This window comes from Glaciimonas sp. CA11.2, from assembly GCF_034314045.1.
In the GTDB taxonomy this organism is placed as follows: Bacteria; Pseudomonadota; Gammaproteobacteria; order Burkholderiales; family Burkholderiaceae_D; genus Glaciimonas.
In genome coordinates this window covers 108,604-123,915 of sequence record NZ_JAVIWL010000001.1, presented here as the reverse complement: position 1 = coordinate 123,915, position 15,312 = coordinate 108,604, and the positions used below count along the sequence as shown (strand labels likewise).

General features: G+C 53.0%; 11 protein-coding genes. 8 read left to right on the top strand and 3 right to left on the bottom strand.

Annotated features, from left to right (window positions below):
- Positions 1–83: 83 nt before the first annotated feature.
- The 7 genes from acnD (at position 84) to RGU75_RS00460 (ending at position 10,327) form a co-directional block, all read left to right on the top strand.
- Positions 84–2,678, top strand: a complete 2,595-nt coding sequence (gene acnD, locus RGU75_RS00490) for a Fe/S-dependent 2-methylisocitrate dehydratase AcnD (protein ID WP_322232316.1) — start codon at positions 84–86, stop codon at positions 2,676–2,678.
- Positions 2,679–2,827: 149 nt separating this feature from the next.
- Positions 2,828–4,018: a 2-methylaconitate cis-trans isomerase PrpF gene (gene prpF / locus RGU75_RS00485; protein WP_322232315.1), complete on the top strand. Its 1,191-nt coding sequence runs from the start codon at positions 2,828–2,830 to the stop codon at positions 4,016–4,018.
- A 188-nt stretch (positions 4,019–4,206) separates the two neighbouring features.
- Positions 4,207–5,502, top strand: a complete 1,296-nt coding sequence (locus tag RGU75_RS00480) for an acetyl-CoA hydrolase/transferase family protein (protein ID WP_322232314.1) — start codon at positions 4,207–4,209, stop codon at positions 5,500–5,502.
- A gap of 203 nt (positions 5,503–5,705) precedes the next feature.
- Positions 5,706–6,656, top strand: coding sequence for a LysR family transcriptional regulator (locus tag RGU75_RS00475; RefSeq protein WP_322232313.1), 951 nt, complete (start codon positions 5,706–5,708; stop codon positions 6,654–6,656).
- A gap of 240 nt (positions 6,657–6,896) precedes the next feature.
- Entirely contained in the window at positions 6,897–8,183 is a 1,287-nt protein-coding gene (locus tag RGU75_RS00470; RefSeq protein ID WP_322232312.1) for an MFS transporter, read from the top strand.
- A gap of 60 nt (positions 8,184–8,243) precedes the next feature.
- The gene (locus RGU75_RS00465; protein ID WP_322232311.1) at positions 8,244–8,930 is read left to right on the top strand and encodes a DUF2848 domain-containing protein; all 687 of its coding nucleotides are present in this window, start codon (positions 8,244–8,246) and stop codon (positions 8,928–8,930) included.
- 38 nt (positions 8,931–8,968) lie between these two features.
- Positions 8,969–10,327 carry an amidase gene (locus tag RGU75_RS00460; RefSeq protein ID WP_322232310.1) on the top strand — a complete coding sequence of 453 codons (1,359 nt, stop codon included), beginning with the start codon at positions 8,969–8,971 and terminating at the stop codon, positions 10,325–10,327.
- A gap of 114 nt (positions 10,328–10,441) precedes the next feature.
- Here RGU75_RS00460 and RGU75_RS00455 read toward each other — a convergent pair whose 3' ends face one another.
- Genes RGU75_RS00455 through dctP form a run of 3 tightly spaced genes read right to left on the bottom strand, consistent with a single transcriptional unit; the run spans position 10,442 to position 13,391 of the window.
- Positions 10,442–11,743, bottom strand: a complete 1,302-nt coding sequence (locus RGU75_RS00455; protein WP_322232309.1) for a TRAP transporter large permease subunit — start codon at positions 11,741–11,743, stop codon at positions 10,442–10,444.
- Positions 11,744–11,760: 17 nt separating this feature from the next.
- Positions 11,761–12,369 carry a TRAP transporter small permease gene (locus RGU75_RS00450; protein ID WP_322232308.1) on the bottom strand — a complete coding sequence of 203 codons (609 nt, stop codon included), beginning with the start codon at positions 12,367–12,369 and terminating at the stop codon, positions 11,761–11,763.
- 14 nt (positions 12,370–12,383) lie between these two features.
- On the bottom strand, positions 12,384–13,391 hold the full coding sequence (gene dctP / locus RGU75_RS00445; protein WP_322232307.1) for a TRAP transporter substrate-binding protein DctP: 1,008 nt from the start codon (positions 13,389–13,391) through the stop codon (positions 12,384–12,386).
- Between the two features lie 313 nt (positions 13,392–13,704).
- On the opposite strand from dctP, the gene RGU75_RS00440 reads away from it, so the two are divergent.
- Positions 13,705–15,282 (top strand): gamma-glutamyltransferase family protein, encoded by a 1,578-nt coding sequence (locus tag RGU75_RS00440; protein WP_322232306.1) that lies wholly within the window; start codon positions 13,705–13,707, stop codon positions 15,280–15,282.
- Positions 15,283–15,312 lie beyond the last annotated feature (30 nt).

Sequence of the window (15,312 nt, the reverse complement as noted above, 5' to 3'; positions counted from 1 at the left end):
CCCGGACGCTTTGCCGCTCGGGTCGACCAAGGACAGTAAGTAACGCCTAAAACCTGAGCATTCTCCTCTTTCCCGACTGAGCCATGAATACAGAAAATCGCAAACCCCTTCCCGGTACCAAGCTAGATTTCTTCGATACGCGGGCCGCGGTCGATGCCATCTCGCCCGGTGCTTACGATAAACTGCCGTACACGTCACGCGTGCTGGCCGAGAACCTCTTGCGTCGTTGCGACCCTGCGACGCTGACTGCATCCCTGCAGCAATTCATCGAGCGTAAGCGCGACCTGGATTTTCCATGGTTTCCAGCGCGTGTCGTGTGTCATGACATCCTCGGTCAGACCGCACTGGTCGACCTTGCAGGACTGCGCGACGCGATTGCCGCCCAAGGCGGTGACCCATCGCTGGTCAACCCCGTCGTCCCAACCCAATTGGTGGTGGATCACTCGTTAGCCGTTGAGCGCGGTGGCTTCGATAAGGACGCGTTCGATAAAAACCGCGCCATCGAAGACCGTCGTAACGAAGACCGGTTTGATTTCATCAACTGGACCAAAAAGGCGTTCAAAAACGTCGACGTGATTCCTCCGGGCAATGGTATTCTGCACCAGATCAATCTTGAGCGCATGTCGCCGGTGGTGCAGGTAAAAGATGGCGTCGCTTTCCCTGACACGCTGATCGGTACCGATAGTCACACGCCGATGGTCGATGCGTTGGGCGTGCTCGCCATCGGTGTTGGTGGTCTGGAAGCTGAAAGCGTCATGCTGGGTCGCGCATCCTGGATGCGTCTGCCCGACATCATTGGTGTCCAACTGAGCGGCAAACCGCAGCCGGGTATTACTGCCACAGACATCGTGCTGGCGCTGACCGAGTTTTTGCGTGCGCAAAAGGTTGTATCGTCTTACCTCGAATTTTATGGTGAAGGCGCATCCCATCTGACGCTGGGCGACCGTGCCACCATCGCCAACATGGCACCCGAGTTTGGTTCGACCGCTGCGATGTTTTACATCGACGAGCAAACCATTAAATACCTCAAACTGACCGGTCGTGATGATGAGTTGGTCAAACTGGTCGAACTCTACGCCAAAGCCACTGGCCTGTGGGCTGACAGCCTGAAGCATGCCGAGTACGAACGCGTCATCCATTTCGATCTGTCTTCGGTAGTACGTAATATCGCGGGGCCATCCAATCCACACAGCCGCGTGCCAACCTCCGAACTGGCTGCGCGTGGTATCAGCGGCAAGGTAGAAAACGAGCCCGGTCTGATGCCAGACGGTGCCGTAATCATCGCTGCCATCACCAGTTGCACCAACACTAACAACCCGCGCAACATGATTGCCGCAGGCTTGTTAGCGCGCAATGCCAATGCCCGCGGTCTGACGCGCAAGCCATGGGTAAAAAGCTCGCTGGCTCCGGGATCCAAAACGGTCAAACTGTATCTGGAAGAAGCCGCGCTATTGTCGGAGTTGGAAACACTCGGCTTCGGCGTTGTCGCCTTTGCCTGTACCACTTGCAACGGTATGAGTGGCGCGCTTGATCCAGTCATCCAGAAGGAAGTATTGGATCGCGATCTTTACGCTACCGCTGTTCTTTCGGGCAACCGCAACTTCGATGGTCGTATTCATCCGTATGCCAAGCAAGCGTTTCTGGCGTCCCCACCATTGGTGGTGGCTTACGCGATTGCTGGCACGATCCGTTTCGATATTGAAAAAGATGTCCTGGGTATCGACGCCGCTGGCAACGCTGTGACGCTGAAAGATATCTGGCCGTCTGACGAAGAAATCGATGCCATCGTCGCTTCCAGCGTGAAGCCGGAACAGTTCCGCAAAGTCTACGAGCCCATGTTCGCCGTGGTTGCCGATAACGGTGAGAAAGTCAGTCCGTTGTATGACTGGCGTCCAGAGACGACCTACATTCGTCGTCCGCCGTATTGGGAAGGCGCACTGGCTGGCGAGCGTACGATGAAAGGTATGCGTCCGTTGGCGGTCTTGGGTGACAACATCACTACTGATCATTTATCGCCGTCGAACGCCATTATGCTCAATAGCGCAGCCGGTGAATATTTGGCTAAGATGGGTTTACCTGAAGAGGACTTTAACTCCTACGCTACCCATCGCGGTGATCATCTCACGGCGCAGCGTGCGACGTTCGCTAATCCAACACTGAAAAACGAAATGGTGCTGGAAAACGGCAAAGTCAAAGCAGGCTCGCTGACCCGCGTTGAGCCGGAAGGTAAGATCACGCGCATGTGGGAGGCCATTGAAGTTTACATGGAACGCAAACAGCCATTGATCATTATCGCCGGTGCCGACTACGGTCAAGGTTCCTCACGTGACTGGGCTGCTAAAGGCGTGCGTCTGGCGGGTGTAGAAGCGATTGCTGCAGAAGGCTTCGAACGTATTCACCGTACCAATCTGGTCGGTATGGGCGTGATGCCGCTGGAGTTCAAGCCGGGCGTCAATCGCCTCACCTTGAACATCGACGGCACTGAAACCTTTGACGTGATTGGCGAGCGTACACCACGTACGACGCTGACGCTGGTTATCAACCGACAGAACGGCGAACGCGTGGAAGTACCGGTCACTTGCCGCCTCGATACCGCGGAAGAAGTGTCGATCTACGAAGCGGGCGGCGTGCTACAACGTTTCGCTCAGGACTTTCTGGAGTCGTCGGCAACTGCATAATAAGTTGCAAACAGTCTGGCCAACAATCTGCCTAATAAGTTAGCTAAAAAGCTAGCCAGGCAGCACTATCCCGATAGACGGTTTGACATCTTGCGCGGCGCAAAAATGTGCCGCGCATGACCACTCAAGACAACTCAGGAAACATCACCATGACCCACGTGCCCCAAATCAAAATTGCCGCCACCTACATGCGCGGCGGTACCAGCAAAGGCGTGTTCTTCCGCCTGCAAGACCTACCAGAAGCAGCGCAAGTGCCGGGCGCTGCACGCGACGCGTTATTGCTGCGCGTCATTGGCAGCCCGGATCCTTACGGCAAACAGATTGACGGCATGGGTGCAGCGACCTCAAGTACCAGCAAGACGGTTATTCTGTCCAAAAGCAGCAAGCCCGATCACGATGTCGATTACTTGTTCGGTCAGGTAGCCATCGATAAAGCATTCGTTGACTGGAGCGGAAACTGTGGCAATCTGTCTGCCGCAGTTGGTTCGTTTGCGATCAGTAACGGCTTGGTGGACGCCAGTCGCATTCCACAAAACGGCATGGCAACGGTACGTATTTGGCAGGCGAACATCGCCAAGACCATCATCGCGCATGTACCGATCACCAACGGCAGCGTGCAAGAAACTGGTGACTTTGAGCTTGACGGTGTGACCTTTCCCGCCGCCGAAGTCCAGCTGGAATTCATCTCACCAGCAGCCGACGAAGAGGGCGCGGGTGGATCAATGTTCCCGACCGGCAACCTCACCGACGACCTCGAAGTGCCGGGCGTCGGCACGCTCAAAGTGACGATGATCAATGCGGGTATACCGACCATTTTCGTCAACGCAGAAGCGATCGGCTACACCGGCATTGAACTACAAGATGCGATCAATAGCGATGACAAGGCATTGGCCCTGTTTGAAACCATTCGTGCGCATGGCGCGGTACGCATGGGACTCATCAAGCACATTGACGAAGCGGCTAATCGTCAACATACACCAAAGGTTGCCTTCATCGCCAAACCCGCTGCCTACGTTTCCTCCAGTGGTAAACCGGTTGAGACTGGCGACATCGATTTGCTGGTTCGGGCGATGTCGATGGGCAAACTCCATCACGCCATGATGGGTACGGCAGCGGTTGCCATCGGGACCGCCGCAGCGATACCCGGCACGCTGGTGAACCTCGCCGCTGGCGGTGGCGCGTTAAGTGCAGTGCGTTTCGGACATCCTTCAGGTACCTTGCGGGTGGGTGCAGAAGCTGTCCAGAACAACGATGAATGGACGGTGACCAAAGCGATCATGAGCCGCAGCGCACGGGTGTTGATGGAGGGATGGGTACGCTTGCCTGGCGATACGTTCTGATGCATGTTTTGACTGAAGTCAGGGCGTATAAGCAAGCGACCTGACGGAACTAAAATCGCGGCGTGAAAGCAGGGCGCTTGCCGACCACCACGCCTCAAAATAGTCTCTGGCTATTGCCGCACCAGTAATACCGAAAAATAAGACATCATAAGACAATATAAATATAACAAAATAATGAGGAGATCCACATGTCGTTCGATCAAAAATATCAGGAAAAACGTCTAAGTGCCGACGACGCCATTCGTCTTGTTCATAATGGCGACACCATTGTCGTACCGACCGGTTCTGCTGAGCCACCAAAGCTGCTGACGGCACTCTCCGAGCAGCGTCGGGATTTTCTGGACGTGCGCATATCTCAGATTCTTCCATTGCGAAAGTACGGCTATTACGACCATGAGACGACGGATCATGTGCGCCACGTTGCGTATTTCTTTGGCCCGGCGTCACGCGCCGGAGGTCAGGCTGGCTGGACCGACTATATACCCGCCTATTTTGCCGAGTTACCCAGTTTGCTTCGGCAAGGACTCTCGCCCGCTGATGTTGTCTTTAGTATGGCTTCACCGATGGATGAGGAAGGTTATTTCTCACTCGGTCTAGCCGCGGACTACACCATGGCTGCGATTGAAAAGGCCCGTGCGATCGTTCTTGAAGTCAATCCGAATGTGCCGTATTCCTACGGTAATTGTCGCGTCCATATTTCGCAGGTCGCGGCCATTGTTGAAAGTGAGGAGCTGCTGCCAGAAGTCGGTTTACCTAAAATTGGCCCGGTACAGGAAGCAATCGGCAAATACGTCGCGGATATGATCAATGATGGCGACACGCTGCAAATTGGTTACGGTGGCATCCCCGATGCAGTGGTGATGCAATTAACCCACAAGCGTGACCTTGGCATTCATACCGAAATGCTCGGTGATGGTCTGATGACGCTAGTTGAATCAGGCGCTGTCACCAATAAGCGGAAAAATATGCATCCGGGCAAGATGCTCGCCACGTTTGCGCTCGGCTCCAAAAAACTCTATCAGTTCATGCATCGCAATCCGGTGCTGGAGATGCATCCTGCCGATTTCACGAACGATCCATATCTCGCTGGCCAGAACGACAATCTTGTCACCATCAATGCGACGATGCAAGTAGACCTGATCGGCCAGTGTGGTTCGGAAACATTGGGGTTCTGTCCAGTCTCCGGTACCGGTGGTCAAACAGATTTCGTACGTGCGGCAAATCGGTCAAACGGCGGAAAGTCTTTTATCGTCCTGCCTGCCACCGCGAAGGATCAAACCATCTCCCGGATTGTCCCCACACTGACCGCAGGCACGCATGTCAGTACCAGCAAGAATGATGTGAATTATGTGGTGAGCGAATACGGCGTAGCGCAATTACGCGGAAAATCGGCCCGACAGCGCGCCGAGGAACTGATCGGCATTGCCCATCCCGATTTTCGGGGTGAGTTGCGTGAGGCGGCGAGAAAGATGAATTTGCTTTAAGACTTGTAGCAAGGAAGCTGGCAGCTACAGGCTGCCAGTACCTACAATTTTACAGAATCACATGGACATGATCGATAAATTCCTTCAGCGCTTAAGCAGCATTAAATCAGAATCGAGCGCAGCTAGGTCGTCATTCTTCACCCCTCATGCTTTCCTGTTAAGCTAAACTAATGCCTTACCTATAACAGATTACCGATAGACAGATGAACACCCGTTTCCTCGAAACCTTCGTCTGGCTGGCGAAATTGAAAAATTTTCGGCTGACAGCGGAAAAATTGCACACCACGCAAGCTGCGGTATCAAGCCGCATTGCCACGCTGGAGCAGGATTTCGGTCTGCGCCTGTTTGATCGTGGCGCACGTGAGGTTGCCCTGACTACTGACGGTAGCAAGGCGTTGGTGTATGCAGAACGTATCGTCAAGCTGATGCGCGAAATGAAGGACGACATGTCGGCCCGTGATAACTATTCTGGCGTAATCAGGATTGGCGTGATCGAATCCATCGTACATAGCTGGTTTCCGGACCTGATTGGACGTATTCACAAACTGTTTCCTCAACTGGAAATTGAAATCGCCAGCGATACCACTATTCATCTTAGCGAGCAGTTCAGCAAGGGTGACCTGGATTTGGTTCTGCTGGCAGAGCCAGTGATCGCGCTCAATGTACGCAATTTCAAGCTGTGCGAATTGCCGATGCGCTGGGTTGGCAGCAGCAAGTTGGAGATCGGCAACGAAACCCTGACCTTGTCCGATCTGGCTGCCTTTCCGCTGGTCAGTTTTGCCCGCAATTCGGGACCGCACAGTATCATCAAACAACTGTTTTCCAACAGCGAACGTGGCTCGCTGCATATCAATTGCATTACCTCCGTGGCCACCATGATACGACTGGTCAGCGATGGGTTCGGCGTTGCCGTAGTGCCGCCTGCCATCATCCAGCGTGAGCTCAATGATGGCAGTTTGCAACTGCTGCGGGTGGATGCTGAGTTTCCCGCTTTGCTGCTGATGGCCTCGTTTCGCAACGATCCAGAAAATGCTCTGACCGAGACCATTGCCAGCATCGCGCAGGAAACCGCGTCCGAATTCGCACTGAATTGGGGACCGGAAATCGCCAGATTACCGTCCGAACCGCTGGAACTGCCTTTCCCGCTTGCCTGATCAGGCCCCGCACCATAAGAGGAACAGATCCTCTTAAACTTCCATAAACCTCCCCACTTTTGCTCATAAGCTTTTTCAATCGCCTGCGCTGACAATTTCTTGTTGGACAGGCGTCTGGTCGTTACGCATACTCAATTCATCCGATAGACAGATCTGTACTACCGGTGACGGTGATCATAGAAACACCGCGCAATCCTTCGCTAACGGCTGCGAAGCAACTTCCTTTTCAGGTGACATCACATGAGCAACAACATCAAACTAGCGAACAATGCGTTGGAAGATACCTACAAGAAAATTGCCTGGCGGCTGATTCCGTTTCTGGTATTTCTGTTCGTACTGGCATGGATAGATCGGGTCAATGTCGGCTTTGCCAAATTACAAATGTTGCAGGATTTGCAATTTAGTGAGGCCGTTTATGGACTTGGCGCTGGTATCTTTTTTATCGGCTACTTCCTGTTTGAAGTCCCTAGTAATTTGTTGCTGGAAAAAATCGGCGCCAGAAAAACGCTCGCCCGGATCACGATCCTGTGGGGTTTGACCTCAATGGCCATGGTGTATGTCAAGACACCCGCCAGCTTTTATGTCATTCGATTCTTTCTGGGCGTGTTCGAAGCCGGTTTTTTCCCGGGTGTAGTGCTGTACCTCACTTACTGGTTTCCGGCAGCTCTGCGGGCGCGTGTTAATGGCCTGTTCATGACCTCCTTCGCGATTGCTGGCGTCGTGGGTGGCCCGATTGCCGGTCTTATCATGAGTCGCATGGATGGCGTTGGTCATTTCGCTAACTGGCAATGGCTGTTTTTGCTGGAAGGGATTCCCTCCGTAATCGCCGGTATTTTGGTATTGCTTTATCTGCCGGAGAAGCCAGTCAATGCAAAATGGCTGAGTACGACAGAGCAACAGGCTGTAAGCAAAGCGTTGGCATCGGAAAACCATGACAGCAAACATTCCTCACTACGTGACGCATGCCGTAATTATCGGGTTTGGCTATGCGCTGCTGTGTATTTTTGCGTCGTTAGCGGCAACGCCACGATTGCCTTTTGGTCACCGTCCATCATCAAGGAAATCGGCATCGTCGGTAATTTGCAGATCGGCTTGATTTCGGCAGTTCCTTTCCTCGCTGGTACCGTCGCCATGATATGGAATGGCATCCATTCTGATCGCAGCGGCGAACGGCGTCTGCACTGTGCATTGGCAACTTTGGTAGCGAGCATTGGCTTGATATTGACCGGATTCTTTATTGGCAATGCGGTGCTGGCGCTGTGTGCCCTGACGCTGGCTGCCGCAGGTATTCTCGCTGCTTTCCCGGTGTTCTGGTCGATTCCCGCGGCATTCCTTACCGGTACCGCCGCCGCCGGTGGCATCGCACTCATCAACTCGATTGGCAATTTGGCTGGTTTCGTCGCACCGTATCTTATCGGCTCGCTCAAAACCTCCACCGGTAGCGTGGCTTCTGGACTTTACTTCGTGGCGGGGCTGGAATTAGCCGCAACGTTTCTGGTCCTGGTGTTCATTAAAAAAGTCCGCTAATTTCACCACCATCACGGCTTTGCACGTTGCAGTGCCGTCTTCTTTAACGTTGGAATCATCATGCATATCTCCTTTCAAATCGACACCGAACAAGGTTCACGCCAACTCGACACTGATATCGACACCCTAATCGTGGCCGGTTGGGCCGGGCGCGACCACGCCGCCATTGAACATCACATAGAGGAACTGGCGGCAATCGGCATCTCTCGTCCAAGCGCCGTTCCTTTGTATTACCGGATTGCGAGCAATCAGCTAACGCAGTCGCGACAAGTCCAGGTAGTTGGCCCAGATTCGTCGGGAGAGGTCGAAACCTTTGTCTTCGCCGCCGAAGGCGAACTCTATGTCAGCATTGCCTCCGACCATACTGACCGCAAACTGGAGGCGCATAGCGTAGCGCTGTCGAAACAGCTATGCGTAAAACCGGTCGCTAACACAGCGTGGCGTCTGGCCGAAGTTGCAGACTATTGGGACGAACTGGTGATCCGCTCCTACATCGAAGAAAACGGCGAACAAGTTCTGTATCAGGAAGGTCCGTTAGCGTCACTGCGCACGCCGCAGGATCTGATCGCTGGCTATACTAACGGCGCCACAATGTTGCCCGCAGGCAGCGGAATGACTTGCGGAACTGTTGGTGCAATTGGTGGCATTCGTCCGGCACAGTCATTTACAATGGAGTTGTTCGATCCGCGCCGTCAACGCAGTTTGCGACACCATTACGAAGTCGATATATTGCCAGAGGTGGCATAAAAAGCAAATATTAGCTATCACACCCTTTTCGAGACCTTATGACTAACACGCTACCAACCCTGCAGGTTTTGTCCGCAGCACTGCAACAGAATGCCACCAGCTCCGCAGCGCTGACCGAGACCGCGCTGCAACGCGCATTGGCGCAGTCCGGCGAAGGCAGCCGGGTATTCACCGAAATCTACCAAGTCACAGCAAGGGCGGCTGCGCAAGCGTCGGATATCTTGCGCGTCAGCGGCCAGACTCGCTCACCGATAGAAGGCTTACCGATCTCAGTCAAGGATCTGTTTGATGTCGCCGGTAGCATTACGCGGGCTGGGTCGGTGGCGCTCAACGATGCGCCGCCAGCGCAGGTAAGTGCGGTAGTGGTGCAGCGACTGGCCGCCGCCGGTGCAGTCATCATTGGGCGTACCAATATGACCGAATTTGCTTATTCCGGTCTTGGTATCAATCCACATTACGGCACGCCGCGCAATCCATGGGATCGGGCCAACGGGCGCATTCCCGGCGGTTCGTCGTCCGGCGCGGCTGTGTCGGTCAGCGATGGCATGGCGGTTGCCGGAATTGGTTCTGATACTGGCGGTTCAATTCGGATTCCCGCTGCACTGTGTGGACTGACTGGCTTCAAGCCGACCGCTAGCCGAGTATCGCTGCAAGGTGTTTTGCCGCTATCGGCGCAACTGGATTCGATAGGGTCGATCACCAATAGCGTCACCTGTTGCGCAACGATTGATGCCATTATCGCCGGTGAACCGATCCTTCCGCTAATGCCTTATTCGCTACGTGGCTTGCGTCTGGCGCTACCAACCACTCTGGTGCTGGATGGTATGGATAGCCAGGTTGCAACAGCGTTTGCCAAGGCACGCCAGCGTCTGGAAAAGGCGGGTGTATTAATTGAAGAAATCGACATCCCCGAGTTTGCCGAACTGGCTGCCATCAATGCAAAAAGCGGTTTCACCGGAGCCGAAGCCTACGCCTGGCATCGGACGCTGATCGCCGACCGCGCCGCGTCGTACGATCCACGCGTGATCTCGCGCATACTGCGTGGCAAGGAGATGAGCGCAGCTGACTTGATTGACTTGTTTGCGGCACGCAAGCAATGGATCGTAGCGGTAGAGCGCAGGATTGCGGGGTACGACGCATTGTTGATGCCGACTATCCCGATTGTGGCACCGACTATCGCCGCTCTGGAGGCCAGCGACGAGGCGTATAACAAGGCCAACGGCTTGATTTTGCGGAATCCGTCGGTGATCAATTTTCTCGATGGTTGCGCGCTTTCGTTGCCTTGCCATGCGGCAGGTGATGCGCCGGTGGGATTGATGCTGGCCGCTGTTGGTGGCAATGATCGCAAGATTTTGGAAATCGGATTAGCGGTTGAGGCTACATTGGCAAGTGCGTGAATCAGGTTTAGCGACAGTGAATAAAAATGATGGGTCAAATCATTTGACCCGGCATTTTGTTATTGCTTATTGCTTATTGCTGATTATTTATTTCTGAATGCAGCGTTACAGACCTCATCGCAAAAGAGTGGTCAATGCAGGGAAGAACGCAATCAGCGCAAGCACCGCCATCATAATGCCGACATAAGGCAGCGTTCCGATCACGATGCGACGATAGGGGACATCGCGCGCCACATTCTGCACCACAAACAAATTGAGACCGACCGGTGGGTGGATCAATGCCATTTCCATATTGATTACGACGATGACGCCAAACCAGATAAGATCCCAATGAAAAGCGGTCACAATGGGAATAAGTATCGGCATCGTAATCACGATAATGGCGATGGTCTCCATGAAACATCCGAGAAAAAGCAGCAATAAATTAATGAAAATAAAGACCACCCATGGAGAGAAGTGGGCATGCGCAACCGAGGATGAAAGTGCCGTTGCCACTTGCGTAGTCGTCATCACATAGCCAAACACGATAGCGCCGGCGATGACCACCAGAATCATTACACTGCCTTGAGCGGTTCCGAGAAGAATGGTGCGAAATTTATCCCACGTCATGTCGCGATAAATAATCCCGGAAAGTAATAAACTAACGACCGTTCCGAGTGCAGCCGCTTCGGGCGGCGTAGCCAGTCCCAAATATAGCGATCCAAGAATGATGGAAATCAAGACCACGAAAGGACCGATTGTTTTTACCGCTGCCAGGCGCTCCATTGCCGTCACGGTTCTTTTCTGCTCAGTACCCACAACGGCTGGTTTACCTCTCCGAAGTGACATCGCCACCTGATAAACCGCAAAGGACATGGCCATGATGAGGCCCGGCACGATGGATGCCATAAACAGCTTGCCGATGGATTGTTCGGAGATGACGCTGTAGACGATCAAGGGAATACTTGGGGGGACCAAAATGCCAAGGGTTCCGCCAGCCGCCACCGCGCCACATGCTTCCGCATCCGGATAACCATGACGCCGCATTTCCGAAATGGCAAAGCCGCCGAGCGCTGCGGCAGTCGCCACGCTGGAGCCTGAAACCGTTGCCATGATCGTGCACGCGATTGTCGTCGCCACACCAAGACCGCCCGGTATGCCATGCAAAATGGTTGCCAGCGAATTATAGAGACGCGCGCCCATTCCTGAGGCCGAGATAATCGCCCCCATTAACATGAATAAAGGCAATGAGGTCAGCGTAACGTTGGTGACCGAACTCCAATAGGTATTGGCCACAATACCGAGAGAACTGATATCGCCGCTCACCACCAGCAATGTGCCAATCCCGACAAACAATAACGAATAAGCGATCGGAACGCCCAAGGTCAACACCACCAGGAGACTAACGAACATCCCGAGGCCAATAAGCATTTCCATTTTGTCGTCTCTCTAAATCAATTTTTATGCGGGATGCCTGCGGGGATATAGTTGTTCTTACATTGTCGGCTGTGCAATTTTTGCCAATCTATGAAGGCTCTCGCACCATGCAGAAACAAAAAAATGACGGTCCCGGCAAGCATGATCGAATAGGGCATCCACAAAGGAATGGAAAATGTGCCCCACGATTTTTCGCCGCTCTGCCATGCTTCAAGCCAAAAATTGAAGCTGAGATAGACGAGTAAAATGCCGACCATGCCAACGACCACGTTGGTGATGAGAAATAGCGCAGTCTTGCCATTCTTTCCCAGATGAGATTCCAGTATTTCTACGCGAACATGGCGTCCACTCCAGAGCAGAAAGCCCGCGCCAACAAAGGTGACATAGCCCATCAAATAAGAGGTGACTTCGGTAATCCAATTATCGGAAAAGCCGAATAATTCGCGTGCGATCACCCCGCATGAAATCAACGTCATCGCAAGCAGCACAACCAGCCCGACCGACATACCGAGGCCATTGCAGAATCGGTCGATCATGCGTTCAAAAGCAGTGGTAGTGAAAGCAGAATTAGAAGCAGTATTAGAAGCAGTATTCGAAGCAGAAGCAGCCGTAGAAATATTTTCCATAATATGGTCTGGGTCTATTTCTTGAAAACGACACTCTGATCAAGCAACTGAGCGCCATTAGGAACCTCTTTGCGGAATTTTTCAAAACTGTATTCCTGGAATAATTTCTGCCATTGCGTCCATTCGACGAGCGTCATTTTGCTTACTTTGGCACCGTTATCCGCAAACAGTTTTGCCACTCTTTGATCGTCTTTCTTTGCCGCTTCAAAAGATTCCTGTTCCAGACTTTTGCCAACATCGACTAATATTTTCTGCTGCGCCGGTGTCAGCTTATTCCAGGTTTTCATGCTGATCGCAATCGGATCAATGGTGTAATAAATGCTGTAGTCTTCTGGCGAGATATAGTATTTGGCCACCTCATACAACCTAAATGAGCCAAACGTGCCAGATGATGTCCATACGGCATTCAGCAGACCAAGTTGCATCGCATTGTAGGTCTCCGATGACGCTAGCGATACCGTGCTTGCGCCAGCCTTTTGCAATGCAAATTCCATCATTCTGCCCGCAGCTCTTGCCTTCACGCCGGAGATGTCAGCAGGTATTTTTATCGGCTTGTTGGTGGACGCAACGCCGCCGGATATTTGAATCCAGCTTAACGTTTTGAATCCATACGCTTCCGCTTTTTGCTCGAGTTTTGCAAACGCTTCACTGTTGCGGAATCGGAACACATCTTCAGGCGTTTTCCACAGCCCCGGCAATAGGACCAGATTCATCTCCGGGATCGCTCCAGCGGAGTAAATATAGGGATAAATAGCCAGATCGATTGCGCCATTTTTTAATGCTGTGTGGGTATTGAGCGCTTTGACTAAAGAGTCCGCGGGGAAAATATCAATTATTATTTGGTTATTCGATGCTTTCGCCACTTCTTCGGCGAACTTTTTACCAGCCACAACGACATAATTGGCTTTATCGTCTGACCATTGATGCGCCATTTTTAGTTTTATGGGCTGTTGCGCAGAGGCGCTTGTGGATTGAAAGAAGGGCAAAAAGATAATTAATGCGACACAAATATTTTTAAACATTTTTTAGTCTCCGTCATTTTTGATTTTTTTGTTTTAACGGGAATAAGTCGCTTCGATAAACGCGCAGTTTATCGATTGAAGTTTATCGTTCTTCGTGCAGCGAATTCTGGCTAACAAAAGAATATACGATACGAAAGAGACCTCAATTTTACAATTAAAATAATCTAACCAATTATTCAGAAATCGTTAATACTACTATTTAGCTTGACTGATAAAACACAGATTTAGAACCAGGTGAAAGCACATAATTACGCACGCTGCTTTTACGGGCACTGTGCGGAACGACATTAAATCAAAACCAATAGGAGCAAGTATGTTGCATAGCAAAACGTGTGTCGGCGGTATGGTTACCGCACCGCACCATCTCGCAGCGCAAGCCGGTGCTGCCGTATTGCGCGAAGGTGGAAACGCAGTCGAGGCAATGGTTGCCGCCGCAGCCGCCATTGCCGTTGTTTATCCGCACATGAACGGCATTGGTGGAGACGGTTTTTGGATCATCAGCGAACCCGGTCGTGAGCCGGTCGCAATTCAGGCATGCGGTCCTTCTGCGGGTTTGGCGGATCGCCAGTTCTACGCTGGTGAACAAAGTATCCCGACCCGTGGTGCACGTGCAGCATTGACGGTAGCTGGTGCGGTCTCCGGTTGGTCCGTGGCGTTGGAGCATGCCAGTCGCTGGGGGAAAGCATTGCCGGTTGCAAGGCTGTTGTCGGATGCGATCGGTTATGCCAAAGCTGGTGTGCCCATTACCCGTTCACAAGTGCAACTGACACGTGATAAATGGTCTCAACTATCTGATCAGCCGGGCTTTGTCGATACGTATGCGCACGGTGGCGTGCCGAGCGAAGGCGACATCCTCAAACAACCAGCACTGGCGTCCACGCTGGAGAGAATGGCGCACGCAGGTCTAGACGACTTTTATCGTGGCGATCTGGCACAAACCTTGACCAGCGGTCTCGAACGGCTAGGCAGTCCGCTTCGCGCCGCCGATCTTGCCGCCTACCGTGCGCAAATAGTTGCGCCCTTAAAGGTGCAGTTGCGGTCAGGTAGTGTCTACAATTTGCCGCCACCCACGCAAGGCGTATCGGCCTTGATGATCATCGGCCTGTTTGACCGCTTGGGCGTGACGGAAGCCGATGGCTTCGCGCATATTCACGGTCTGGTCGAAGCGACCAAACGTGCGTTCATCCTGCGCAACGCGCACGTCAGTGACCCCGCCCACATGAGCGTTAATGCTGGCGACTGGCTCAAAGAAGCGCTACTTGATAGCGAGGCCGCCTACATTCGATCCGACATGGCTGCGCCTTGGCCGCATCCTGCCAAACCTGGTGACACCATCTGGATGGGTGCCGCTGATGCGCAAGGTAGAGTCGTCAGCTACATTCAAAGTATTTTTTGGGAGTTCGGCAGCGGTGTCGTCGTACCGGATACTGGCGTAGTCTGGCAAAACCGTGGTGCCAGTTTTTCTCTTGACGACGGAGTTAATCAACTTTTGCCGGGCAAACTACCTTTTCACACCCTCAATCCATCATTAGCCAAACTCAACGATGGCCGCACGATTGCCTACGGCACCATGGGCGGAGAGGGCCAGCCTCAGACGCAAGCGGCGGTGTTCACGCGTCACGTCTTATTTGGACAAAATATGCAACGCGCAGTGAGCGCTCCGCGCTGGCTACTGGGCCGCACGTGGGGCGATGTTTCGACTAATCTCAAGGTGGAAGGGCGCATCGATCCGGAGACTATCTTAGCCTTACGTCGTGCAGGGCATGAAGTCGAAGTCGTTGACGATTACACCGATATGATGGGCCATGCGGGTGTGGTCGCCGTGCATCCCAATGGCATGATCGAAGGTGCTACCGATCCCCGTGCAGATGGCGTTTGCGCTGGCGTGTAATTGCGGCTCGGCGTGCATCTTGTGTGGATG